Genomic DNA, 24,549 nt, shown 5'->3' on the forward strand with positions numbered 1-24,549 from the left:
GCGGCCAGCTACCTGCCAAAGGTACCGGCCGCTCCAATTTTCTGAATTCTTACACTGCCTCCGAACTCCCTGACCGAAAACTCCCTCTTCGCGTCATTAAAACCCTTTGGCCCAACGACATATCTCGATATTGTGGATACTTTTCGGGAGCTAACCTTTGCTGGCCAGGCCAACGGCTAACAGAGCAACCGCCTCTTTAAATCCACCAGCGCGGCGACGTTCGAACTATCCATGCACACTGATCGACTGGTAACGACACACTTGCTCAACACCTGGGTTAGCTATGGCCAGTGGCTGGCGATCCTCACCATGACGCTTGAGCATAGTTTTCGCTTCGTCTGGCCCGATTCCGCCTTCACGCCCTGGGCGCAGTCGGCGGGGCGTACCGCCTTCCCGCTCTTTGCGGCCATCATGGCCTGGCACCTTGTGCATAACAGCCGCCAGCCCTTCACCTATGGACTGCGGGTATTGCTGATCGGGGCGGTCAGTCAGGTCCCTTACGGCCTGATCGTTACAACCGGGAAGCTCAATGTCTGTTTTACCCTGGCGCTGGGGCTGCTCGCGGTGGTTGCCTTCGACAGGCTGGAGAAACAGAGCATCAAGGGAATCGGCGCGGCGGCTCTGCTGGCGCTGGCCATGCTGGTTGAACCCTACCTTGAATACGGGCTTTGGGGTCTGCTGCTCGTTCCTGCCTTTGTACTGGGCTTTCGTTATCCAGAGCACTTTGTCAGCCTGCTACCCGCCCTGGTCTTCTGCGCACTGATTAACAGGCTTGAGCTGTCCATTGCGATCAGCTTTGCCACCGGCTGCGCAATTTTTTCCGTATCCAGGCTCAGCCTGGACAACCTGCCGCAACCAGGCCTGCCGCGCTGGCTGCGCCTCTCCTGGTATCCGCTGCACCTGGGCGCCATAGCGGTGGTTGTTTCGGTTTAGCCTCTCCAGCCGACCGACCCATCCAATCAACAGGGGCGCAGTCGCATTATGTCGAATACCGAAATAAAGAGTGCGGTAACTGGTTCACCAACGCCCCTGTGTTATATTCGCATCCTATAATGTACTAATCGTTCGACCCGGTCGGACCCGAGATGATTAAACGTCATTCAAGGAGTGGCTTCGGTTGAGAGTGGGTCACATTGAGCAGAGCCGGACGCGAGTCATCACCGTCTCCGTCATCGGCATCTTTGTCACCGGTACGCTGATCGGCCTGGCCAGCGCCCTACCGAACTATTTCTCTTCCAAGCGGAAGCTGGCACAGTTCAATGCGATGCATGTGGAGTCTATCGCCGGTACTGTGGACAGCCAGATGTCGCGTTACCTCGACATCGCCCGGCAGACGGCCAGCCGCAGTGAAATTCGCAAACGTCTGGAACTGTATGCAAACGGCGCGCTGGATTACGCGGCGGTAACCGATTACAGCAGTCCTCGCCTGGGCGAAGCCTTTCGCAAGCTACCAGACCTGGTCGCCGCTCTCCGCCTTGGCCCCGCACAGGAAGTGATTTTTTCGACCCGCCCGGATACACCTATCCAGCCCCGGCAGGGAAACCCGTTGCAGCTTTTGCCCTCCCCCGACGGCCTCGCCGAGACAAGCCACTGGCTGCTGCAGGCTCGCACAAGCATCTCTACCCCCGACGGCCAGCAGACGATAGGATCAGATGTACTGTATTTCGCTGCTTCAGGGCTAAACCATCAGCTCAGCCTGTCTCACCAGTTTGGCACAGAAGCCCAGCTCTACCTGCTGGACCGCAGAAGCGATCAACTGCTCGCATCCGATGGCGATTTTTTACACGCCAGGGGATTGCCGGACGCGCTGGCTCAGAAGCTTGCCGACAATGCCGGAGGCAAAGCCAAACGGCTGTACTACCAGGGCGAGCAGGGTTCCCAAGTCGTGTTTTATCGCCCTCTGACAACGTTCGATGGTGCGCTGATACTGGCGCTGCCGGAAAGAGTACTCTACGCCCCTGCACTGAAAGACCTGTTTGCCATCGGCCTGCTCACCCTGCTGATGATGCTGATAGCGGCACTGCTGACCCGCCATGCACTGAAGCCTCTTATGGGCCGAATCATTACCCAGTCGAAGGCACTGGAGGAATCCAACGCCGAACTGCGGATGGCCGCCAGCGTCTTCGAGAATACTCAGGAAGCGATCGTACTGACCGATCGCGACTTGAATATCCTGCGCATCAACAAGGCATTCTCTGACATTCTCGGTTACGGCCCGGACGAAGTAACGGGTAAGAGCCTGAGTGCGTTGTTTGAGCCTGAATATCGCGACCAACATACGTTAGAGGCGTTATCCGAACACCTGGCACGAGACAATGCCTGGCAGGGCGAGGTCTGGTACCAACGCCCCGACAATATCAAGGTTCCCGCATTACAGACCATCAGCGCTGTACGCGATGAATCGGCGCTCATCGTGAGCCTGATCCATATTTTTAACGACATCTCCGAACATAAGGCCAGCGAACGGCGTATTAAGCGACTGGCCGAATACGACTCACTGACCGGCCTCGCCAACCGAAGCACGTTACTCCAGAGCACCAGCGCCGCACTGCTCGAAGCTAAAGCGAAAAACGCGCCTCTGGCCGCACTGTTTCTGGATCTGGATAAGTTCAAACCTGTCAATGACACCCTGGGCCACCACATCGGCGATGAAGTTCTCAAAGCCGTCGCAGGGCGTATTGCCAACTCAGTGCGTAAAAATGATCTGATTGGCCGACTCGGCGGCGACGAATTTCTGGTGCTGCTGAAAGGTCCGCATGTACGCGAGGACGCAGGCATCGTCGCCCAGAAGCTGATCGAACAGCTCTCTCTGCCCTTCCAGATTGAGGAGCACAAGATCGAGGTCGGCGCCTCTGTGGGTATCGCCTTTTTCCCTGACGATGCAGACAGCAGCGAAAAGCTGATTAGCCTGGCGGACAAGGCGATGTACAGTGCTAAACACGCGGGCGGTATGACTTTCCGCTATGTCGATACGGACTGACGTGTAGCTGCCGTCTTCTTGAACTCAGGGTAACCTGCCCAACGCCGGTATTATGACTTCGCCGAGGCACCAGCTTCGCTGTCTCTGAGTGCTAACGGCTGCGGGCTCAATCGATCGACGCTAAATGAATCCACGCACAACGCTCCTTTGGGATCGCACTTGTTCACTTTAGTGGCAAAACACCGAAGTGCTTCCCCATGCTGGCACAGTACTTGGTCCATTCCATATTCTCACTGAAATTAGCCAGAAAACTGAAATCGGACGAATCGAACCAACGCTCAGCCCAATACAGCCGCTTATCCGCATAGGTATGCGCTATGAACTGTTCAGGGTTCGCTCTGCCCTCCGATTCGGCACGAAGAACGGCATGGGCCTTAAACTCAGACGATGCTGCTAGCATCTGCTGGATCTGATTCTCCGGCTTACCTCGGTAACCCGCTGACTCGGCCAGAACATCGTATATCGCTGAACACTCCGCCATGCTGACCGAGATATCCTGAGCCGCAGCTCGGTCAGCGGAGTAAGCCAGCAATACGGGTAGCAAAAGGTACTTGTATTTCGCCGGTCGAGTCATGTTCTTATCAAATCAAAGGGATTAATGCCTCAGATATGAACACAGTTAAGTAATGTCTGAAAGGGGCGACCTCTCTCGCCAGAGGGCCAGGGAAGTCAACAACGGGCACATTGCGGTCATTAGAAAGATATGGAGCTAACTTTACTCATCGCCCTAAAGTCGACATGCACATCAGTTCTAAAGTGCTATTCTTAAACCAAATCTCAATTTATATTTAAGTGTATTATTAATGGCTAGACTAATTATTCCTGAAATTTCTGCTAAAGTCGAAGACGATGTTAAGCTTTATTTAAAATGCGAAAGGTGTGATAACGGCATTGAATTTAATTCTGAACGGCAGAGACTTATTAGTAAAAATAATGGGGCAGGTCATCAATGCACTTATTGTGGTGATTTTTATATTCTAGTTATTTGTTCAGAATGTGAAGAGCAGTACACATTAAACCATTATAAATGGGATGCATACAGAAAGGGAAAAGAATTTTTATGTGAAGAGTGTGGTTCCTCCCTTAAAAGTAATTTCTTTGTTAGAGATTTAGAAATCAATTCAGCACAACAAAGGTGTAATCCAGTACCATCTGGAAACTTTGATTATGAAAAAAAGTATTTAAAATATGCATTAGCAAAAATAAGCGACGAAAGAAAATATTATTTCTCACAAGTGCATGGCGGAATAAACACCAGAATTAATATTGTACGAAGAGTAATAAAAGAAATAGATGATAACGGTTTTTCAGGTTGGGAAATTTATACTAGTGAAAATGATATTCACCCTACCGGAAAGATAATAGCTGAAGAGTCAGCTTTTATAATATCAAATTCTCTAATATCAATTCTCGACGTTTTTTCTCATGAAATGGTTATGCTTTCAGGGTTTAAAGTTAATCCTAGAGATATATCATTTAACAACCTGATAAGTAATAAATGGACTATTGGCATAGCTGATGGTATCCATGAATTATGCTGTTGTTTTAAAAATAAATTTAGCTATAAGTATCTTTGTAGGCTCCGTAATTGCCTGCAACACAGATATAGTATCCCTATTGTCAGAAAATCAACATTTAAACTAGAAATTCCAGGTTCAATTAGTGACTTTCACTTACCTTCTGAACATAAAATATATCTTCCAGATAACCCTCAATCTATGCCAGAAAATATAACATATAATAAAGAATATTTATTTGAAGATATTTTTTTAGAAATTCAAAAAGATATAATCGATCTAATATCAGAAATATATAAATTAATATCTATTGAAAATAGAATTGATTCAATGGGAAATGAATGAAAATTATGTCTGCTTATTCGCTGTAGCTCTCATAACGGCCAAAGCCAGCAATTGTCCCATACCGGACCTTAACGCCGTGCCGTGGGGCAAACTGGAGCGCAGCGTAGGTTTGTCCCTAGCAGCACTTTGTTAGCTTTCATATTCATTTAGCCACTCAAGTAGTTTATCGCGATCTACCAATGCCAAATCCCAACTACTTTGCGCCTCATTTTCAACAAACTTCCTTGCATCCTGCGTGAAAGTTGAGGTTGTTACGAGAATTGCTTTATTCGGGCCGTCTTTCGTGTTTTTTACCCCATAGAGAGCGCGAACGATATCGACGCTAATCTTATTACTCTCTGAATAATACTTACACTCGATAAAATATTTATTCTCTATGCCCATAGAGTCTTTATGGACTGCAATAATGTCTTTGCCTCCATCTCGCGTACGTTTCGTGAGGTCAACGGAGAAGCCTTTTTTCTTGAAAACCTCCGCAACGATCTCTTCAAACTGTCTTGGAGTTAGTTCTCCGAGAAGAGACATATCGGCCTTCAGGGCAATTATAAGCTCACTTACTGACTCATGTAACTCGAATAAATCTCTTGCGCTATATATCTCTATCAAATATTCGAACTTAGGCTCACCTTCAGTTTGCGCCCCAGCAGAGTTATTTATAAATAAATTAAACACTTCTACAGGATACTCACTTACTTGAAAAGCAAGTGATATATCAGAATCGCAGTTAATGCATTCAAATTCATACGTTATATCGTACAAACTTTCTGGCCCCATACCGCGCTCACTTCCACCAACACAGTCGATGACAAAATCTTCAACCGGTATATCACCACGATCACCGCAACTGTCACACGTATATTCAATTATCCCAGAAAATTTCCACACGGCTATTATCTCTCGTAAAAGCTAACGCTAAGCAAACGGGCGGCAAGACGCGCAGCGAGTTGACGTCCCAGCGGCCGCAGGCCGCGAGTGATGCACTTGTTAGCGCTGACGCCAGCGATTGATAATTGCATTTATATTTATTCCTATTCCAAACATATTGGGCTTGAGTTCAAAGAAATCACTTACGTCACAACCTGTCTTCTCCCTTTCTTCAAATTTTTCCAAGAAAGACGTATCTCGATTTTCCGAGAACTCACACAATTCGGAAAAGAATAGATCGAGTGAGCCGAAGCGGCTCTCGATTTGTTCAATAGGAGCTAATAGGAACAAGTCATCATCTGTAAGATGGCTAGGATGTGTGCCAACAAGCAAAACAGAAAGCCCTAGGGATTCGCCTTTTGCTACGAAATCGTGGATTGTCCTATTGGAGAGGGCAGCATTTGATAGCTCACGCGAAAGCTCTCTGGTAAGACTGATTCCATCATGGCCTGCCACTATGGCCCCCCTTTCCCCTAGGTGCTGAGCCAGCCTTGAGAAATTATCCTCTATTACCTCTGAATAGCCACCAGCCCATTTGTGCTGCCCTAGGATGAAAACATATAGGTCAATACTAGGAATTACAGGCAAGCTTTTTAGTGACGAAATCTTGTAGCCCATTGTTATTCCTTTTTTCGCTAACGCGTCGAACACCGGCGCAGCTCTGCTGCGTCAGCATGCTTTGATTTGTTAGGCTTTGACTTAAAAGTTATCTTAATCATAAACTCGTTACCGAGTAACCCATACTAGGCGTGAATTAGGGGCGCTAGCGGCAATGCTCTGCTTTGAGGCATTAGCACGTTGAGAGCTGCTTGGCATGCCTTCTGGACTAAATTCTCCAAGTGCCATTCTAAGATTCTCTGTAGAGCCCAAGTCTAAGACGATGGGCCTAGACCTCGCTAGCCCGTGAATACCTGGATGTTGACTAGAAACCACCTAGTCGCAGATCGAGACGTTCCCTGAATTTTTTTATCTCGGAGCATTGTTCAATCAGCCACGATTCTGTGAAGTTATATTTGAAGCACTCAGTAGCGATAACATCTGCTATCTTTGCTGTATAAATCAACTCTGTTGGCATCAGAAAACCGGCCTTGGTCAGAAGCGTATCTAACCGTTCTGCATCTAAATTTGAATTAGGGGATCGCCAACGTCTTATTCTTTGTCTTATTGTCGTAACATCCACTTTGTTCTTTTCGGCAAGAAGTTCATAAAGCTTATTCCAGCTTGAGGTATTAGCGTTTTTCTTAATACCTATGAACATTGACTGAACAGCCGATAAATAACGACCTTTTTCATCAAGTGATGGTAGGAACTGGCTAATAAATTCGTTATTTTCTACATCACCCTTATAGACTAACTTTAAATTTTGTTCTAATAAAACTGCAACGTGTAAATATTGCCTCACCAATATTGATACAGATAAGTCCATTAACTCCTTACTGTCTTTTAAACTTACAGGTTCATCCGACTTTAGATATGGAATTGCTTTATTCAAGACGTCATCTGGAACCATAAGAACATCTCGCCACACCTCACAAACATCATCAATCACTACCTTTTTATTAACTCTACGATTACGAATAAAATCCTTATCAATCTCACATAGCTCGGAAACGTAGGAACCGAAAGCTCGATCACTATCTGATTCACGAGCCAGGTGAGACTTCGCCACTGTGTAAAACGGGGTCCAGCAACCCAAATACTTTATATCGCTAATTCGTAACTTAATATCTGGGCCAATCCTCCCTCGCCAGTCATTGAAAAGAGTAAGTATCTGATCTCTAAGAACGCCAGGATCCGTTGAAGTATCGGCAAGATGATTCTCGTAGCCCCTTAACCGCCTAAATCGTGCCGCATCCGAGGTTATCTTATGCCTATCGCCTTCTGGAAGTGATGATCGTTCGATCCTCAGTGTCATCTCAGCGAGCGAGTCAAAGATTTTCCCATCTTGGAGAGCATGGGCGATGTTCGGAAAGATGACCCCTACAGACGCTTGAGATAGTCTTCGATGTAGATGACGCATTTCAGTCAAATGTCCCTATTTGTACTTTGGTTCCAGTGAGATCCTAGCCTCTCAATTCCATCAAATAGAGCAGAGGACACGTCATGAGTAAAGCTAAATCACCTATCTCCAAAGCGGATGCATCGCGCATTCAGAAATCAACTTCAAAAAAGAATGGCGGGCGTACACCTAAAGACTCTTTCGCAGCAAGAACACAATCTGCCGCAGATAAAAATGCGGCTAATGTCAAATAAGGAGCAGATCATGCCTGATACATCTACTATGTCAGACGCCGAACTTGATCTGTGGTCTGACATAAACAACCCCAATAATGACGCCGATATGGATGATTGGGCCGATGCTCATAATCCCAATAACGACGACTACTTAGGTGATGATAATTAAGGTCTATGGCCTGCGATCCTCTCGCAGGCCATTTTGAGTGGTCCTGAGTTGTATTAGAAGAAGTTGGAGTTGAGTGTGAATCGCCCCTACTCGGCTAGACACATCTATAACTCAAGCGCAGACCGCCAACCCATGCTCAAAGAGTGCTTAGTGCGCTGATCGGCCCCGTTGGGTGGGTCGCTTAATAGCTGCTCTATGCCGATAGCTAGCCCGGAGCACTACGCGCTGACGCCCGCTTCGGGTCGACTGCGGACAAACACCCGCCACCCCAGAACCCAAATGTTCAGTTTCGTGAAACCAGTTCCATTTGAAACTGAACATCACAACACAATCGTACTGGACGCCCCCTCTCTGCCCGGTTACACTCGCCTCAAACCATGTAACAGCATACTAGTACGTGAATACACCCTACATAGAAGAACTGCTCGATCATCTGCTGGAACAGCGGGATCGGGCCAGCCTGGAGCAGGCACTTGAGGAGCTGCTGACACCTTCGGAGTTGACCGAGGTGTGCAAGCGGCTGCAGATTCTTCGCCTGCTTGATGAGGGTGTGCCCCAGCGCGAGATTGCTCGTCGGCTCGGGGTTGGTATTGCTACTGTGACTCGCGGGTCACGCGCCCGAAAATCGGAAACCTCCTGAACGGAACTGTCCAGTTTTATGAATAAGCCCGCCAGAATCGAACTGCCGCGCAAGCCTCACTATGTCACGCTGACCGCGGACACTGACTTCTTCGGCCTGTTCAAGAAGATCGAAAAGCGCTTCGATAACTGCTTTATGCTCGAATCGCTGGGCGAGGAGAGCTTTATCTCCCGCTACTCCATTATCGGTTTCGATCCGGAACAGGTGCTCTATGCCACCGAAGGCGCGCTGCATATTCAGCAGCGTGATGGCAGTACCGAGACCTGGCCCAGCGAGAACCCTTACTACCTGCTGCGCGAGATCGTGCCGCAGAACATCATTTCGCGTAAGTACGCCGGCGGTCTGACCGGCTATATCGGCTACGACTGCATGAACTACTTCGAGCCGACGCTGAAACTGCAGCACAGCGAGATGTTCGATGTGTTCCGCTTCGGAGTGTTCAAGGATGGCCTGATTCTCGACAAGATGACCGGCGAGGTTATCTACTTTTACTACACCGACAGCCGCATGGAACTGATCGAGTCGATCCTGGCGGAGCCCGCCGTGGAAAACGGCGAACTGGCGATCACGCCCATGGGCGAGACCATGAGTCGGGAGGAGCACGCCGACGCGGTGATGAAGGTGAAGCAGGACATCATCGACGGCAAGGTTTTCCAGTGCGAGGTGGGCTTCAAGAAGCGCTTCAAGCTGGAGGGCGACACCATCGCCATCTACGAGCAGCTGCGTGAGGTGAACCCTTCACCGCAGATGTACTACGTGAAGTTCGGCGAGCAGAAGCTGATCGGCGCCAGCCCCGAGCTGCTGTTCCGCCTGCGCCAGGGCGAAATGGAAACCTTCCCGCTGGCCGGCACCACCAAGCGCGGCAAGGATGAGGTGGAAGACACCCAGTACGCCCGCGCCCTGCTGAACGATCCGAAGGAGATCGCCGAGCACAACATGATCGTCGATCTGCACCGCAACGATATCGGCCGCGTGGCGCGCTTCGGCACCGTGAAGGTGCGCAGCCTGATGGATATCAAGCGCTTCAGCCATGTGCAGCATATCTCCAGCGAGATTGTCGGCATCATCGCCGAAACCGAGGATATGTTCTCGGCACTGGCGAGCAACTTCCCGGCCGGCACGCTCACCGGCGCACCGAAAATTGAGGCGATGAAGATCATCGACGACCTGGAATCCGACGGTCGCGGCCCCTATGGCGGTGCGGTGGGCCACTTCTCCTTCAACGGCGACTGCACCTTCGCGATTCCGATCCGTACGGTCTTCGCCAACGGCGAGGAAGCCTACGTGCAGACCTGCGGCGGCAACGTCTACGACTCCAACCCGGCCGATGAATACGAAGAGATCAACCGCAAGTTCGCCGGCACCAAGAAAGTTCTGGATACCTTTATGAAGGAGGCCGCCGAATGAAGGTCTATATCATCGACAACTACGACTCCTTCACCTACAACCTGTACCAGTTTATCGGCGAGATACTCTCCAGCGCCAAGCTGACCGGCCAGATCGACGACTTCGATATCGTCGTCAAGCGGAACGACCAGGTGAGCCTGGAACAGATCAAGGCTGCCAAACCGGACCGGCTGATCATCTCACCGGGACCGGGCTCTCCCGATGACCCGGAGTACTTCGGCGTCTGCGCCGATGTGATCCGCGAACTGGGCCCGCAGATCCCACTGCTGGGGGTCTGCCTGGGAATGCAGGGGATCGTGCATGTATTTGGCGGCAAGGTGATCAAGGCGCCGCTGCCGATGCATGGCAAGATCAGCCCGATCAGCCATAACGGCCGCGGCGTGTTCGCCAACACTCCGGATCAGCTGGAGATCATGCGTTATCACTCGCTGATCGCCGAATCGGAATCCCTGCCGGAATGCCTGGAAGTGACCGCAGTGGTAGGCGACCTGACCGAATCAGAGTTCTCCGATCTGGAGCGGATCCATCAGGGCGGTGCATTCGAGATCATGGGCGTGCGCCATCGCGAACATCCGATCCAGGGGATTCAGTTCCACCCCGAGTCGTTCGCGACGGAAGGCGGCAAGGAGCTGATCGCCAACTTCCTGTTTGAGAAGTAAACGGAAACGGGCGTGCCGGTGCCTGAGTATCAGACGACCCGGTTACGCCCCGCCTGCTTGGCCGCATACATCGACTGGTCCGCTTTGCTGACCAGCTCGCGTATCGATTGTCCATCCTGCGGATAGCCGGCCAGCCCCGCACTGCAGGTGATAGTCAGCCTTTCACCGCTACTGGTCATAAAGGGCGCGGCCGCGACCTGGGCGATCAACCGAGTCATTAACGCTGCAGCCTCTGCAGATGAAACACCCGGACAGAGCAGCAGAAACTCCTCTCCTCCCCAGCGAAACAGGTTATCCCCGGCGCGCAGATGGCTCTTGAGGGTACTGGCGAAATGCTGAATCGCCCGGTCGCCATCAAGATGGCCATAGGTGTCGTTGAGCTGCTTGAACCTGTCCAGGTCGAGCATCGCCACCTGTAATGGTTGGCTGCTGTGCTGGCTCTTAATGAGGTAGCGCTCGAACATCTCATAACCGGCCCGCCGATTGTACAGCCCGGTGAGTTCATCCATGCGGGAGCGTTGCAGAAGCTCCTCCTCATGCTGCCGGGATTCGGTGATATCTATCACCAGCCCGACCATTCGCAGCGGTTCGCCCTGCTCCCCCCGCTTGGCGATCAGACCACGGTCATGCAGCCAGATATATTGGCCGTTCCGGTTGCGCAGCCGGTACTTCGCCTCGTAGCGGGCGGTCTCGCCCCGCAGGTGGCTCTGCAGCGATGCCATCACCCCTTCCCTATCGTCGGGATGGAGCGCATCGCTCCAGGTGTTAAGCGTGGGATGTTCAATCTCGTGGGGCCCATAACCCATAATTCTGAACCACTGCGGACTGAGAAACAGTGAGTCGTCTTCCAGGTTCCAGTCCCACAGACCATCGCTGGATTCATTCAGGAACAGGGTGTGGAGATGCTCGTTCTCCAGCAGGTAGTCGCGGTGGCGCTGGTAACCGGTCAGGTCCCGTGCCACTGAGACCAGCAGCTTGCGCCCCGCGTGTTCAATGCAGTCAGTGACCACCTCGACCGGAAAGTCGCTGCCGTCTTTGCGCCGGTGTCTGCCGATAAAGGTATAGGCGCCGTTTGCCTGAATCTCGCCGGAGATCTCCCGCCACTGATCCAGCCCGATCACATCCTTGTTAAGACTGAGTACGCTGTGATCGACAACCTCTTCCCGCGTCATGCCCAGTGAGCGGTACCCTGCCGGGTTGGCCTCGAGGATATTGGAGGTCTCCGGATCGATAAGGTAAACCGAGTCACTGATCTGGCGGAACAGCATTTTACAGATGGCCTCGGGCAGGCCGTGCACACTTCTATCCATGTAAATGTTGTCACTGAGAGTTGATCTAAGGCTGCCACCCTGGCGATGGCAGCCGGACAGCTGGATAGCTTAACCGTTCGGTCAGGATAAGTCCGTAGATCTGGACGTTTCCGCCAGGCTTGCTTCCAGCGCATCGGCCGGCATGGGTCGGCCAAACAGGTAGCCCTGGAACTGGTGACAGCCAAAACTGAGCAGCACTTCACGCTGCTCCTGGGTTTCCACCCCTTCGGCAATGACCGACAGTTCCAGGCTTTCACCCAGAGCCACCACCGTCCTGATGATCGCCGCATCGTTTTCATCACTAAGCAGGTCGCGGACAAAGCTCTGGTCGATCTTCAGCTGGTGCAGCGGCAGACGCTTCAGGTAAGTCAGAGAGGAGTAACCGGTACCGAAATCGTCCAGTGAGAAGCTGACGCCTCGCTCGCGCAGTCGGGTCATTTTGTCGATGGTTTCCTCGACATTGCGTACCAGAAGCGTCTCGGTCAATTCAAGTTTGAGTAGCTTGGGGTCTGCACCGGTCTGCTCCAGCACCGAAAGCACTTCGGTCACAAAGCCGGATTCGTGCAGCTGTTGAGCACTGATATTAACCGACACCCGTACACCTGACAGCAGCGGATGATCCGACCAGCGCACCAGCTGCTCGCACGCCTCCTGCAGGATCCAGCGCCCGAGGGGACGAATCAGGCCGGTACTCTCCGCCACAGGAATAAAGTCGGCGGGAGAGATCATCTCGCCCGAGGGTGGGCACCAGCGCACCAGCGCTTCCAGCCCCATCAGGCCGACGTCGGCGTCAAACTGGGGCTGGTAGTACAGCTCGAACTCCTCATATTCCAACCCTTGCCGGATGCCGGTTTCCAGTCGTGCCCGTGAGTGGACCTCGGCCTGCATCGACGGCTCGTAGAAGCAGCTGCTGTTGCGTCCACTGACCTTGGCCTGGTACATCGCCAGCTCCGCCCATTTGATCAGATCCCCCGGATACTCACTGGCATCGGAAAACAGTGCCGCGCCGATACTGGCGGTGGGTTCAAACACATGGTCGTCGTAATGGAACGGCACCTTGATCAGGTTACGCAGATCGCTGGCGAGCTGCTCGACCTGCTCGCGAGCGCTTTCTTGATCCCACTCCAGCCCCTCCACCACCAACACAAACTCGTCACCGCCGAAGCGTGCCAGGGTATCCTCCTCCCGCACCCTGAGCTGCATTCGCTCGGCCACCTGTTCTAACAGCCGGTCTCCGGCTTTATGGCCGAGGATATCGTTGAGGTCGCGGAAGTTGTCCAGGTCGATAAACAGCACCGCGCCCTGGGACTCATTGCGCACCACCCGGTCGGCGGCTTCTTGCAAACGTTCAAGCAGCAGACGCTGGTTGGGCAGACCCGTCAGCGAGTCATAAAAGGCCAGGCGATGGATTCGCTGCTCACTTTTCAACTTCTCGGTGATATCGGTGGATACGCCAACAAGGCCGATAACCGCACCGTCATCATCTTTTAACGGCTGTTTTACGGTGAGGAAGGTTCGCGGTTCGGAACCATCGTTCAGCGTACCGATGCCAACCTCCTCTTCCATGATACGTTCGCCATTTTCGATCACACGACGATCGGTATCGCGCACGCCCAACAGGGACTCTTCGCTCAGCAGATCTTCATCCCGCCGGCCGATAATCTCGTCCTTATCGCGACCGAGAAACTCGATGACCCGCTGATTGATATAGCGGTAACGGAAGTCGGTGCCTTTGACGTAGATAAGGGAATCCACATTACTCAGCAGCACACTCAGGTAGGTTTCGCTCTCTTTCAGGCTACCCGCTTTCTCGGCGACCTGACGCCGCAGCAGTGCCACGATAGAGATCGCAACCAGCAATGCCAGGGCCATCCCGACCAGCGACCAGACCAGCACATTGTCCACCTTGCTGTCCTGCTCTCCCCCACCCCAGCGGCTCAGGGCCTCAAAGTAGGGCGAGTCCGGTTGCCCCTTCCATTTATTCAGCCAGTGGTCGATGCGATCACGCAGCTGCTGTTGCTGGTTTAATGGCGTGGCGTAAAACAGCTCCACCGGCTGGAACACCAGGGCCGCCGGCGCAAGACCAAACCTGGGACCATTAAAATCGCCATAGAGCTGGTTGGCCACGGCCACATCCGCCCGGCCTTCCTGTACCGCATTAAACGCCTCTTCAAGACTGTTCACCTCAACGAAGCGGACATCGACAGCGAAACCGGAGGTCAGGTTACGCAGGTAGGCCTGCTGTACCGAATTGGCCAGAACCGCAATGGCCAGCCCTTCCAGATCCATCGGCGACTGCACGTTGATACCGGCACGCGTGAAGATTTGCGACCAGGCCAGTAGCGCGGGGGTTTGATGAAAAGAGAAAAGATGGCGCCGCTCCGGGGTGGCCGCCACGTCGGGCATCAGCTCGATCTGCCCTTTGCGCAGCATATTCAGGCACTGCTCCCACGCACAGGGCACGGCGGTCAGCTGCCAGTCTTCGCGCTCGGCGATACTGCTTAGAATATCGCCAAAAATGCCGCTGGGCTTGCCGTCGGCCAAACGCAGTTTCGGTGGGTTTTCATAGACACCAACACGCACCTGCTGCTGAGCAAAGGCAACCGGGCTCCCGGCCAGCCAAGCCAGCGACAATGCAATTATCACGGAGAGGGGCTTTAAAGTCAGGCGCATGCAATCATTCCTTCGGGCGTCCATTTCCTAACTGCCGCACAGAAAGCATAACACTAGCTGCCGACTTTACTAACGTCGTCAGCTTGCGCAGCATCAACACACTTGTGCCAGGATTCGCTAGACTGAACCCTTATCGGTTTTCCTGACCTGGAGGGATCATATGGAAGCACAACTCGTGGCTATCGCAACGGACGACAGCGGACAGGTCGCCCCTCACGCCGGTCGCGCCCAGCTATGGCATGTTTACAGGGTCTCGCCGGGCGACTCTCATCCTGAACTGGCCTGGGAGATACGCCTGACCGACACCGGCTGCCTGCACGAGTGGCATGTGAGCAACTCGCCGGAGCGACACCCGCTTCATGCTGTCGATACTGCCATTGCAGGTTCAGCGGGAGACGGCGTTATTGGCCGCCTGGCAGAACGCGGCACAGACCTGGTCACCACTGCTGAACGCGCCCCACTCAAAGCCCTGACCGACTACCTGGAAGGTATCCTGGCACAGGGTGTCCCCCATGAAGAGCAGCCTTGCCTGAACCCGCAACAGCGGGCGGAAAGGATGACCTAAGACTCCTCGAGAGCCGACTGGAGATCCACTTCGCCCGGCCGGTCATCGAGCAGCAGGTATCGCTGAATGGTCTTCATATGCTCGTCCATCAGGTACCGCGCCTGAGCACAATCCCTGGCCAGAATTGCATCGACCAGAGCCTGATGCTCTTCGATAGAACACTGTACGTTTGGTGTTTCCTGGTAGAGTGCGATGATCAGCGATGTCCGTGTAATCAACCCCGCCAGTAGCTCATCCAGCACCTCATTGCCGGCAATCTGCGCCAGCACCCGGTGAAAATTGCCCGACTCCCGGATCATCTCCTGGCGCTCGCCCCGCTTTATCGCCCCGTCTTCTTTTTCCAACTGTTTCAGCAGCCGATTACGGTTTTTAGCTGTCAGGTTCTCAATTGCCAGTTCAACAATTGAGCGTTCGATAACTATACGAGCCGCGAATACATCCTTCGCTTCCTTGATCGTTGGCTGGGCAACACAGGCACCTCGGTTGGGGACAATCGTGACCACCTTGTATTCCGAGGCCAGCTTCTGCAGTGCAGAGCGTACATGGTTGCGGTTGGCACCGAGCACCTCGACCAGTTTAGCCTCGGTAAGCCGAGCGCCCGGCGGCAAACGGTGCTCCACTATCGCGCTGGCCAGCCGGTCCACAATCCGCTTTATTTCAAGCTGGGCACGAGTCCCCATAAGCTCTCCCGATAAAATAAATTGTTAGCAATTTTACCGTGCACCGCCGGTAGATAACAGTCCGTTAGACCGGTTAAAAGTCGACCAACCATGCACCAGATTGTTGCAAGAAGCGCTTTTCGAGTGCACAGATAAAGCATCTAACTTATTAATTTCTATTAATATTTCCTGACCAAAAAGACAGAAAAGTCAAAATCTGTTTTTTTTATCTATCAAAAATAACGGCTTATCCGATCTCAGCCCAACATGGCACAGCCCTCGCAAACCATTACCAGTAAATTGCTAACAATTCTGGATTGCTAACAGTTATGAAGAAAGGCTCTGTTGAACTGGTAGGCGTCGTGAAACGTTACGGCGAAAGCACCGCTGTCAGGAATATCGACCTCCGCATTGAGGGCGGTTCCTACTGCTGCCTGCTCGGTCCGAGCGGCTGTGGAAAATCCACAACGCTGCGAATGATCGCGGGACATGAGAGTGTCACCGAAGGCGACATTCTTATGAATAACCGAAATGTCACCACACTTCCGCCCCGAAAACGCGGCACCGCTCTGATGTTCCAGAACTACGCCCTGTTTCCGCACCTCAATAGTCTGGACAACGTGGCCTTCAGCCTTAAGATCGCGGGCATGAGCAGGCAGGAACGCCACGCCCGCGCCATGGATATGCTCAGGCTGGTGAACATGGAGAGCTTTTTCGAAGCCTTCCCCGAACAACTCTCTGGTGGGCAGCAACAGCGAGTAGCCCTCGCCCGTGCGCTGATTAACCAGCCGGAAGTTATTCTGCTTGATGAGCCTCTTTCAGCACTGGACCCCTTCCTGCGCACGCGCATGCGTGCGGAGCTGAAAAACATTCAGCAGCAGTTGGGCATCACCTTTATCCACGTCACCCATTCCCAGGAAGAAGCCTTTGCATTGGCGGATCAGGTGGTGGTGATGAACAACGGCTACATCGAACAGGTTGACGAGCCGATCAGCATATTCAGCCGCCCGAGTACCGGCTTTGTCGCCAGCTTTATCGGCGGGCACAACATTATCGAGGGCACGCTGGCCGAGTCTGGCCTGAGTATCGGGGAACAGCGCGTCATCCAGCTGCCCTCGGCACTGGAAAGCGATGCCGATAACCGCGCCAGCGTGTCCCTGCGCTGCGACCGCATCCAGATCAGCCCTGAGCCTTTCGATACAGCCCAGCCCGACCCACTGCAGGTGGAGTCGGTGGAATACCAGGGCAGCTACGTTCACCTGAGAGGCCAGTTCAGTGACGGATTTGGGCTCTCCGTATTCCAGAGTGATGCGGACTACCTCGCCTCGCCTCTGCATGCCGGCGACCGTGCCTTTGTTGGCTGGCGCCATACCGATCTTAATCCCCTGCGGCCCGGCGGCGACGCCTTTTCCGGCCTTTGAATCCAACCTTGAATCCGACCTTTAATCCGATAGTAAAACTGGAGATCGATAATGAGCTTCGATGACAAGAAAGACCTGAAGGATACTCTGAGCGCCAGTACTGAACCGAAGGAAGAACGCAGCGGCCTGAGCCGTCGCGGATTCATCAAGGCCGCCGGCGTCGCGGGCGGCGCCGCTCTGGGCTCCGGTGCGATCACCGGTTTCCCGATGATCTGGGCACAGAACATCAAGGACATCACCCTGCGCCAGTTCGGTACCGGCGTATCCAACCTCAATGCCATCTCGCAGAAGGCGAAAGAGGATCTGGGTATCAACCTGGAGCTCACCGCGCTGGACTCCGATGCAGTCGCTCAGCGAGTGGTTACCCAGCCGCGTTCTTTCGATATTGCCGATATCGAGTACTGGATCTGCAAGAAGACCTTCCCGGCCGGCACCATGCAGCCGATGAACACCTCGCGCCTGAAGAACTTCGACAAGATCTCCCAGCTGTTTATCACTGGCAAGCTGAACGAGGACTCGGAGATCGCTCAGGGTACAGCACCGCATACAGTAGGCTTTGTCGAAGGTAAGGATTCTGTTCAGTTCGCAGCAGAACCGACCGACTGGATGACACTGATCCCGACCATCTACAACGCTGACACCCTGGGTATCCGCCCGGACCTGGTGGGTCGCCCGATCACCAACTGGCGCGACATCATGGACCCGGCGTTCAAAGGCAAGACCTCCATCCTGAACATCCCTTCCATCGGCATCATGGATGCGGCGATGATCTGCGAGTCCATGGGCGAAATTCAGTACGCCAACAAGGGCAACATGACCCGCGAAGAGATCGATGCCACCATCGAAATTCTCAAGGCTGCCAAGTCCGAAGGTCAGTTCCGCGCCTTCTGGAAGAGCTTCGACGAGTCGGTGAACCTGATGTCCTCCGGTGAGGTGGTGATCCAGTCCATGTGGTCACCGGCAGTAGCCGCTGTGCGCGCCAAGGGTATCGAATGCAAATACCAGCCGCTGGAAGAGGGTTACCGCGCCTGGGGCGGCGGTATCGGCCTGGCCAAGCACCTGTCCGGCCTGGAGCTGGATGCGGCCTATGAATATATCGACTGGTACCTGTCCGGCTGGGTTGGCGCTTACCTGAACCGTCAGGGTTACTACTCCGCCGCACCGTCAACCTCCAAGGAGCACATGAGCGCCGACGAATGGGGCTACTGGATCGAGGGTAAACCGGCCCAGGGCGACATCCTGAGTCCGGACGGCAAGGTGATGGAAACCGCCGGTGCCGTGCGTGACGGCGGCTCCTACTGGGATCGCATGGGCGCCGTCGCCTGCTGGAACTCGGTCATGGACGAGAACAAGTACATGGTTCGCAAGTGGAACGAGTTCATCGCTTCCTGATCTCGCCGTGATTCAGGGGGCGAGCACTCGCCCCCGCCTTTTGCCTGAGGCCGTTTTCTCAGAGCCGTTTTTTCAGAGAGCCCGTAGTTCGGAGAAAAAGTTAGATGCGTTTTCTGACCGCCAACCCCAGCTATCTGCAGGTCACGCCCCTGGCGCTGGTCATCCTGCTGTTTCTGCTGTTCCCCGTCGCGACCATCGTGATTGTCAGCTTCTGGGACTATAACGCCTATCAGCTACTGCCCGATTTCATCTTTGAAAACTACGAGTTTCTGCTCACATCGAGCGTCACGCTGAGCGCCTACCTGAAGACATTCTTCTTCGCCATCAGCACCTGGGTGATCACCCTGACGCTGGGTTTTACCGTCGCCTATTATCTGGCGTTCTATATCCGCAGTCCGCTGCTACAGGGCGTGCTGTTTGTGCTCTGCACGGTGCCTTTCCTGACTTCAAACATCATCCGCATGATCTCCTGGATCCCGCTGCTGGGACGCAACGGCCTGGTCAACTCAACGTTGCAGGAGATCAACCTGATTGATGCACCGATCGAATGGCTGCTCTACAGCGATTTCGCCGTGGTGCTTGCCTTCGTGCACCTCTACACCCTGTTCATGGTGGTGCCGATCTTCAACTCGATGATGCGTATCGACCGTAACCTGATCGAAGCCTCCATCGATGCCGGTGCCAACGCCTTCCAGACCATCTTTCAGGTGGTAGTGCCGCTGTGTAAATCAGGTATCGCCATCGGTTCAATCTTCGTCGTCACCCTGGTGATGGGCGACTTCATTACCGTCAGCCTGATGAGTGGGGGCTTAAGCGCTTCAGTCGGCGTACTGATCCGTAACGAGATCTCACTGCTGCAATACCCGGCAGCGGCGGCAGGCGCCGTGGTACTGCTGATCACCGTACTGATCATGCTTAGCATCATGTTCCGTTTCATCAATATCAAGAAGGAGCTGTAACCATGGCAGCCCTTGGCAAAACAAAGCGCAAGGCGGGGTTCATTCCCCTGACCATCATTTTCGTGCTGTTTATCATCTTTCTTTACGGCCCCACGGCAACCATCGCCATCCTCTCATTTCAGGGGCCGGAGGGCGGCCTGACTTTCCCGATGAACGGCGTTTCGCTGCACTGGTTCCGCCAGCTGTTTGAAGAGCAACAGGTAGGCGACTTTGGCGGTTCGCTGACCCGCTCGATCCTGCTGGGTATCGCTGTGATGCTCTGCACCGCGGTGTTTTCGCTACTGGCAGGCCTTGCTTACCGGCGCAGCTTCAAGGGCGGCAACGTGCTGTTCTACCTGACACTGGTAAGCCTGATCCTGCCGTCGATCCTGATCAGCCTGGGTATCGGCATCATGTTCGACCGTATTGGTTTTTCCCCCGCCTGGTACAGCTCAGCTTTTGGCGCGCACCTGACCTGGACCCTGCCGTTCGGCCTGCTGATCATGTTTGCGGTTTTCAACCGCTTCAACAAAAGCTATGAGGCCGCCGCCATCGATATGGGCGCAACCGCCTGGCAGACTTTTCGCCTGGTGGTATTCCCGCTGATTCTGCCGAGCCTGATCGGTGTCTGCCTGTTCGGTTTTACACTCTCCTACGATGAGTTTGCCCGCACTCTGATGACAGCCGGCACCTTTAATACCCTGCCGCTGGAGATCTACGGCATGACCACCAACGTGACCACGCCGGTCCTTTATGCACTGGGTACCCTGACAACCCTGTTCTCCTTCACCCTGATCTCCGCCGCTCTGATTGCCATCTGGGCAGTCCGCAAAAGCCGGGCGCGCAAGGCACCAACCGGAGTCTGAGATAATGAAACTGCGTGTTATCAACCCTAATGACAGTGAAGCGATGCGGCAGACGATCGCAACAAGCTGCAACGAGGTCGCCGCTCCAGGTACCAGCGTTGAAGTGGTCTGTGCCGGTGCCGGGATCGATAGTATCGAAGGTTTCTACGACGGTGCGCTCGCAGCCCCCGGGGTGCTGGAGCAGATTCGCCTCGGCGAACAGGCCGGTTGCGATGCCTACCTCATCGCCTGCGCCGATGACACGGCACTGCACGCCGCCCGCGAACTGGCCAACGGACCGGTACTTGGCATCGGCGAGGCGGGCGTTCACGCCGCCAGTATGCTCGGTTGCGGCTTTTCGATCCTCACGGCGCAGCAGAAGTCGGTACGCATACTCGAGCGCAACGCCCGCGAGTACGGCTTCGGCGATCACTGCCTGGGAGTACATGCGATGAAAATGCCGGTACTGGACCTGGAGCAATGCGGTGAACCAGCCCTCTTCTCAACGCTGGTCCAGCGGGCCGAGAGTGTTCTGGCAGCAGACGAGTCAGAGGTACTGGTGCTGGGCTGTGCCGGGCTCACCTTTCTTCAGCAAGAGCTGCAAAAAGCGCTGGGCGTCCCTGTAGTCGATGGCGTCCGGGTTGGCCTGTTAATGCTGGAAGCCCTGGTGAAGGCTGGGCTAAAAACCAGCAAACACAGCAGTTACGCTTTCGCCGGCTGAGACTCTTCAGGCACCATCGCCTGCTTGAAAACAGTACACAAGTAGCATTGTTAAGCGGCAAGGCGCTTCTAGACTGAAGCTACATTCAGTTGATGGGGTTGGCTTATGTCTTCGCGCCTTGCTGGCTTGATGTTACCTCTGGCGTTAGTCCTGCATACTCACGCCGCTGCTGAACTGGCAGGAGAGCGCCAGATCTACCTGATCGATCGCCAGGGCATGGAGCAGGCAATAGGATCGATAAGCATCGAAGCGGATGGCGCCAGTTATCACTACCGTATCGACCTGGACCTCAGCCGGTTTAAAGACCACTTTCTCTCAATGAAAGAGATGAAGTGCCTGGAGGGACCGGAACTCTGGTGTTATGTCCCCTACCCCTATGACAACCCCAGACGTATTGCCGCTGATGATCTGCAGTGGCTCGAACACGACCTGCTGTTTCTGTTCAAGGAGGCTGATACCTTCGGCGCCCGATTGTGGAATGGTATCTACTACTCCCTCGACGTGAGTGAGGATGGTGCGATACGTGGCGAAGCTCGTGCGCTCGACCTGAACCTGATCGCCTCACCACCGGACGATCTTAGGCTACCGCCCATTGGCCAGTACGACATCAGCGACTTCAAGCTGGAGAGCCGCTGGCTTCCTGATATAGAGATCCGCTAGCCGCAAACAGACCCTCCCTGACAGCAGATCGCCCTTGTCACTTCAGTCGCGCTACAATCATAGCTTCCCTAAGCCTGACTGCACCACCTGTGACAAGGAGAGCCCGTGCAACCGATTATTTCCATCAAGGGCGTCGGCAAAAGCTATGCATCCGGTTTTACCGCACTGAAGTCGATCGACCTGGATATTCAGCGCGGCGAGATTTTTGCGCTGCTTGGTCCCAACGGGGCCGGCAAAACCACGCTGATCAGTATCATCTGCGGCATCGTTAACGCCACCTCCGGCCAGGTGATCGCCGATGGTTACGACATCGCCCGCGACTACCGCCAGGCGCGCAGCCAGATAGGCCTGGTACCCCAGGAGCTGACCACCGACTCCTTCGAGACCGTGTTGCATACGGTGGCCTTTAGTCGCGGCCTGTTCGGCAAACCGGCCAACCCCGAATACCTTGAAAAGATCCTGCGCCAGCTCTCGCTCTGGGAGAAGCGTAACGCCAAGATGCTGGAGCTCTCCGGCGGCATGAAACGCCGCGTGATGATCGCCAAGGCGCTCTCCCACGAGCCCAGCATCCTGTTTCTCGACGAACCGACAGCGGGTGTCGATGTGGAGCTGCGTCGCGATATGTGGGAGATCGTCCGTGGACTGCGCGAAAACGGCGTCACCATCATCCTGACCACCCACTATATCGAGGAAGCCGAGGAGATGGCGGACCGGATCGGCGTGATCAACAAGGGCGATCTGGTACTGGTCGAGGAGAAGACCGAGCTGATGCAGAAGCTCGGGCAGAAGCAGCTGCACCTGCATCTGCAGTCTCCAATCAGCTCACTGCCTGAAGAGCTCGCCGAGTTTAACCTGGACCTCGCCGAGGACGGCAGCCTGCTGACCTACACCTTCGACGCTCATCAGGACACCACCGGCATCGCCCGTTTGATGCGCAGCCTGAGTCAGCTGGGTATGGACCTTAAGGACCTGCAGTCAAAGCAGAGTTCCCTGGAAGAGATTTTCGTCAGCCTGGTTCACGGCAAAGACGCATAACAGGATGTTGAAAATCGTTTTCGAGGCAGCCGAGGCAAGCGGAGCGCCGCCCGGGCAAAAACAGGCGAAAAAGCGCAGTTTAGTAAACTAAATGAGCATATTACTCGCTCCGCTCGCCCCTCTGGGGTCGCACTAAAGTGCGTTCAGGCAAAGCCTGTGAGCCTGTTTTTAACGCAGCATTCGGCAACGCAGATAGTTTTTCAACACCCTGGTAAGGAGTAAAGATGAACCTCAATGGTGTACTGGCCATCTACAAGTTCGAAATGTCGCGCACCCGGCGCACGCTGATGCAGAGCATCGCCTCACCGGTACTCTCCACGTCGCTGTACTTTATCGTGTTCGGCACCGCCATCGGCTCCCGCATGGGCGCCATCGACGGCGTCAGTTACGGCGCCTTTATCATTCCGGGCCTGTTGATGCTGTCGCTGCTCAGCGAAAGCATCTCCAACGCCTCGTTCGGAATCTTCTTCCCCAAGTTTTCCGGCACCATCTATGAAGTCCTGTCGGCACCGGTATCGCCGTTTGAGATTGTTGCCGGCTACGTGGGCGCCGCCGCCACCAAATCGCTGATTATAGGGATCCTGATACTGCTTACGGCGCGGCTGTTCGTCGATTACCAGATTGAACATCCGGTCTGGATGCTCGGCTTCCTGCTGCTGACGGCGCTGACCTTCAGCATGTTCGGTTTTATCATCGGTATCTGGGCGGATGACTTCCAGAAACTGCAGGTGATACCGCTGATGGTGATCACCCCGCTGACCTTCCTCGGCGGCGCGTTCTACTCCATCAACATGCTGCCGGAACCCTGGCAGTCACTGACACTGTTCAACCCGGTGGTATACCTGATCAGCGGCTTCCGCTGGGCGTTTTACGGCATCTCGGATGTCAACGTGGCGGTGAGCCTGGGCATGACCTTCCTGTTCCTGCTGATCTGCCTGACTATTGTCTGGTGGATCTTCCGTACCGGCTACCGGATCAGGCACTGAAACACCCAATAAAAAACCTACATTAGTCCCGCGAGGAGTTCATGAACAAGACCGAACCTATGCTCAATCTGACACTGGCCGCGGCGCAGCTGGCCGCCGGCCGCGCCATCGAGCGCGCACAGGAACTGGGCCGAAACATGTGTGTTGCGGTGGTTGATACCTCGGGTCATCCGCTGGTCACCCTGCGCATGCCGGGTGCGCCACTGCCATCGCAGGAGTATGCCCGCAAAAAAGCTTACACCGCGCTCGCGTTTGGCATTCCGACCCACAGCTGGAAACAGCGCCTGGAACCCAAGCCGGTAACGATGACAGGCCTTGCGCAGCACCCCGACGTAGCCCTCTTCGGTGGCGGAGAACCGATCACGATCGAGGGTCAGCGGGTCGGCGCCATCGGTGTGTCCGGTGGTTCGGAGGAAGAGGACGGCCTTTGCGCCCGCGCCGCCCTGGAGGCACTTGAGCAGGCCTGAG

At 54.3% G+C, this 24,549-nt stretch carries 25 protein-coding genes; 18 read left to right on the top strand and 7 right to left on the bottom strand.

The window, feature by feature from the left end; translation table 11 throughout:
- The first annotated feature begins 231 nt into the window (after positions 1-231).
- Both ACQUQP_RS16435 and ACQUQP_RS16440 read left to right on the top strand, forming a co-directional pair.
- Positions 232-933, top strand: a complete 702-nt coding sequence (locus ACQUQP_RS16435; protein WP_432696116.1) for a TraX family protein — start codon at positions 232-234, stop codon at positions 931-933.
- 190 nt (positions 934-1,123) lie between these two features.
- Positions 1,124-2,980, top strand: a complete 1,857-nt coding sequence (locus ACQUQP_RS16440; RefSeq protein ID WP_432698711.1) for a diguanylate cyclase domain-containing protein — start codon at positions 1,124-1,126, stop codon at positions 2,978-2,980.
- 163 nt (positions 2,981-3,143) lie between these two features.
- Here the strand turns inward: ACQUQP_RS16440 and ACQUQP_RS16445 are convergent, their stop codons facing one another.
- Positions 3,144-3,554: a hypothetical protein gene (locus ACQUQP_RS16445; RefSeq protein WP_432696117.1), complete on the bottom strand. Its 411-nt coding sequence runs from the start codon at positions 3,552-3,554 to the stop codon at positions 3,144-3,146.
- A 229-nt stretch (positions 3,555-3,783) separates the two neighbouring features.
- On the opposite strand from ACQUQP_RS16445, the gene ACQUQP_RS16450 reads away from it, so the two are divergent.
- Positions 3,784-4,842, top strand: a complete 1,059-nt coding sequence (locus tag ACQUQP_RS16450; protein ID WP_432696118.1) for a hypothetical protein — start codon at positions 3,784-3,786, stop codon at positions 4,840-4,842.
- A 129-nt stretch (positions 4,843-4,971) separates the two neighbouring features.
- Here ACQUQP_RS16450 and ACQUQP_RS16455 read toward each other — a convergent pair whose 3' ends face one another.
- From ACQUQP_RS16455 to ACQUQP_RS16465, 3 genes are all read right to left on the bottom strand, one after another.
- Complete coding sequence (locus ACQUQP_RS16455) at positions 4,972-5,727, bottom strand: restriction endonuclease (RefSeq protein ID WP_432696119.1); 756 nt, start codon at positions 5,725-5,727, stop codon at positions 4,972-4,974.
- A 99-nt stretch (positions 5,728-5,826) separates the two neighbouring features.
- Positions 5,827-6,384 (bottom strand): hypothetical protein, encoded by a 558-nt coding sequence (locus ACQUQP_RS16460; RefSeq protein WP_432696120.1) that lies wholly within the window; start codon positions 6,382-6,384, stop codon positions 5,827-5,829.
- A 304-nt stretch (positions 6,385-6,688) separates the two neighbouring features.
- Positions 6,689-7,786 (bottom strand): hypothetical protein, encoded by a 1,098-nt coding sequence (locus ACQUQP_RS16465; protein ID WP_432696121.1) that lies wholly within the window; start codon positions 7,784-7,786, stop codon positions 6,689-6,691.
- Positions 7,787-7,869: 83 nt separating this feature from the next.
- Between ACQUQP_RS16465 and ACQUQP_RS16470 the strand changes: the two genes are divergently transcribed.
- From ACQUQP_RS16470 to ACQUQP_RS16490, 5 genes are all read left to right on the top strand, one after another.
- On the top strand, positions 7,870-8,019 hold the full coding sequence (locus ACQUQP_RS16470; RefSeq protein WP_432696122.1) for a hypothetical protein: 150 nt from the start codon (positions 7,870-7,872) through the stop codon (positions 8,017-8,019).
- A gap of 10 nt (positions 8,020-8,029) precedes the next feature.
- On the top strand, positions 8,030-8,170 hold the full coding sequence (locus ACQUQP_RS16475) for a hypothetical protein (RefSeq protein ID WP_432696123.1): 141 nt from the start codon (positions 8,030-8,032) through the stop codon (positions 8,168-8,170).
- A gap of 412 nt (positions 8,171-8,582) precedes the next feature.
- On the top strand, positions 8,583-8,810 hold the full coding sequence (locus tag ACQUQP_RS16480) for a Trp family transcriptional regulator (protein ID WP_432698712.1): 228 nt from the start codon (positions 8,583-8,585) through the stop codon (positions 8,808-8,810).
- A gap of 18 nt (positions 8,811-8,828) precedes the next feature.
- Complete coding sequence (locus tag ACQUQP_RS16485) at positions 8,829-10,217, top strand: anthranilate synthase component I family protein (protein ID WP_432696124.1); 1,389 nt, start codon at positions 8,829-8,831, stop codon at positions 10,215-10,217.
- Complete coding sequence (locus ACQUQP_RS16490; RefSeq protein WP_432696125.1) at positions 10,214-10,876, top strand: anthranilate synthase component II; 663 nt, start codon at positions 10,214-10,216, stop codon at positions 10,874-10,876. Before ACQUQP_RS16485 ends, ACQUQP_RS16490 begins: the two co-directional genes overlap by 4 nt.
- A gap of 29 nt (positions 10,877-10,905) precedes the next feature.
- Here ACQUQP_RS16490 and ACQUQP_RS16495 read toward each other — a convergent pair whose 3' ends face one another.
- Together ACQUQP_RS16495 and ACQUQP_RS16500 are read right to left on the bottom strand one after the other, a co-directional pair.
- A complete protein-coding gene (locus ACQUQP_RS16495; RefSeq protein WP_432696126.1) occupies positions 10,906-12,186 on the bottom strand; it encodes a sensor domain-containing diguanylate cyclase in 1,281 nt (426 codons plus the stop codon).
- A gap of 81 nt (positions 12,187-12,267) precedes the next feature.
- Positions 12,268-14,859 carry an EAL domain-containing protein gene (locus tag ACQUQP_RS16500; RefSeq protein WP_432696127.1) on the bottom strand — a complete coding sequence of 864 codons (2,592 nt, stop codon included), beginning with the start codon at positions 14,857-14,859 and terminating at the stop codon, positions 12,268-12,270.
- 160 nt (positions 14,860-15,019) lie between these two features.
- Here ACQUQP_RS16500 and ACQUQP_RS16505 point away from each other — a divergent pair, with 160 nt between their 5' ends.
- Positions 15,020-15,424 (top strand): NifB/NifX family molybdenum-iron cluster-binding protein, encoded by a 405-nt coding sequence (locus ACQUQP_RS16505; RefSeq protein WP_432696128.1) that lies wholly within the window; start codon positions 15,020-15,022, stop codon positions 15,422-15,424.
- Here the strand turns inward: ACQUQP_RS16505 and ACQUQP_RS16510 are convergent.
- Positions 15,421-16,104 (bottom strand): GntR family transcriptional regulator, encoded by a 684-nt coding sequence (locus tag ACQUQP_RS16510; protein ID WP_432696129.1) that lies wholly within the window; start codon positions 16,102-16,104, stop codon positions 15,421-15,423. The two genes, ACQUQP_RS16505 and ACQUQP_RS16510, sit on opposite strands and share 4 nt — an antisense overlap.
- A gap of 308 nt (positions 16,105-16,412) precedes the next feature.
- Between ACQUQP_RS16510 and ACQUQP_RS16515 the strand changes: the two genes are divergently transcribed.
- From ACQUQP_RS16515 to ACQUQP_RS16555, 9 genes are all read left to right on the top strand, one after another.
- Positions 16,413-17,504 (top strand): ABC transporter ATP-binding protein, encoded by a 1,092-nt coding sequence (locus ACQUQP_RS16515; protein ID WP_432696130.1) that lies wholly within the window; start codon positions 16,413-16,415, stop codon positions 17,502-17,504.
- 51 nt (positions 17,505-17,555) lie between these two features.
- Positions 17,556-18,896, top strand: coding sequence for an ABC transporter substrate-binding protein (locus tag ACQUQP_RS16520; protein ID WP_432696131.1), 1,341 nt, complete (start codon positions 17,556-17,558; stop codon positions 18,894-18,896).
- Between the two features lie 104 nt (positions 18,897-19,000).
- Positions 19,001-19,855, top strand: a complete 855-nt coding sequence (locus tag ACQUQP_RS16525; RefSeq protein ID WP_432696132.1) for an ABC transporter permease — start codon at positions 19,001-19,003, stop codon at positions 19,853-19,855.
- A gap of 2 nt (positions 19,856-19,857) precedes the next feature.
- Positions 19,858-20,700: an ABC transporter permease gene (locus ACQUQP_RS16530; protein ID WP_432696133.1), complete on the top strand. Its 843-nt coding sequence runs from the start codon at positions 19,858-19,860 to the stop codon at positions 20,698-20,700.
- Between the two features lie 4 nt (positions 20,701-20,704).
- The gene (locus ACQUQP_RS16535) at positions 20,705-21,400 is read left to right on the top strand and encodes an aspartate/glutamate racemase family protein (protein ID WP_432696134.1); all 696 of its coding nucleotides are present in this window, start codon (positions 20,705-20,707) and stop codon (positions 21,398-21,400) included.
- A 105-nt stretch (positions 21,401-21,505) separates the two neighbouring features.
- Positions 21,506-22,060, top strand: a complete 555-nt coding sequence (locus ACQUQP_RS16540; RefSeq protein ID WP_432696135.1) for a hypothetical protein — start codon at positions 21,506-21,508, stop codon at positions 22,058-22,060.
- A 105-nt stretch (positions 22,061-22,165) separates the two neighbouring features.
- Positions 22,166-23,095, top strand: a complete 930-nt coding sequence (locus ACQUQP_RS16545; RefSeq protein ID WP_432696136.1) for an ABC transporter ATP-binding protein — start codon at positions 22,166-22,168, stop codon at positions 23,093-23,095.
- A 224-nt stretch (positions 23,096-23,319) separates the two neighbouring features.
- The gene (locus ACQUQP_RS16550; protein WP_432696137.1) at positions 23,320-24,081 is read left to right on the top strand and encodes an ABC transporter permease; all 762 of its coding nucleotides are present in this window, start codon (positions 23,320-23,322) and stop codon (positions 24,079-24,081) included.
- Positions 24,082-24,122: 41 nt separating this feature from the next.
- Positions 24,123-24,548 carry a GlcG/HbpS family heme-binding protein gene (locus ACQUQP_RS16555; RefSeq protein ID WP_432696138.1) on the top strand — a complete coding sequence of 142 codons (426 nt, stop codon included), beginning with the start codon at positions 24,123-24,125 and terminating at the stop codon, positions 24,546-24,548.
- Position 24,549 lies beyond the last annotated feature (1 nt).

The sequence above is a fragment of the Marinobacterium sp. YM272 genome, assembly GCF_050908845.1.
In the GTDB taxonomy this organism is placed as follows: domain Bacteria; phylum Pseudomonadota; class Gammaproteobacteria; order Pseudomonadales; family Balneatricaceae; genus Marinobacterium_D.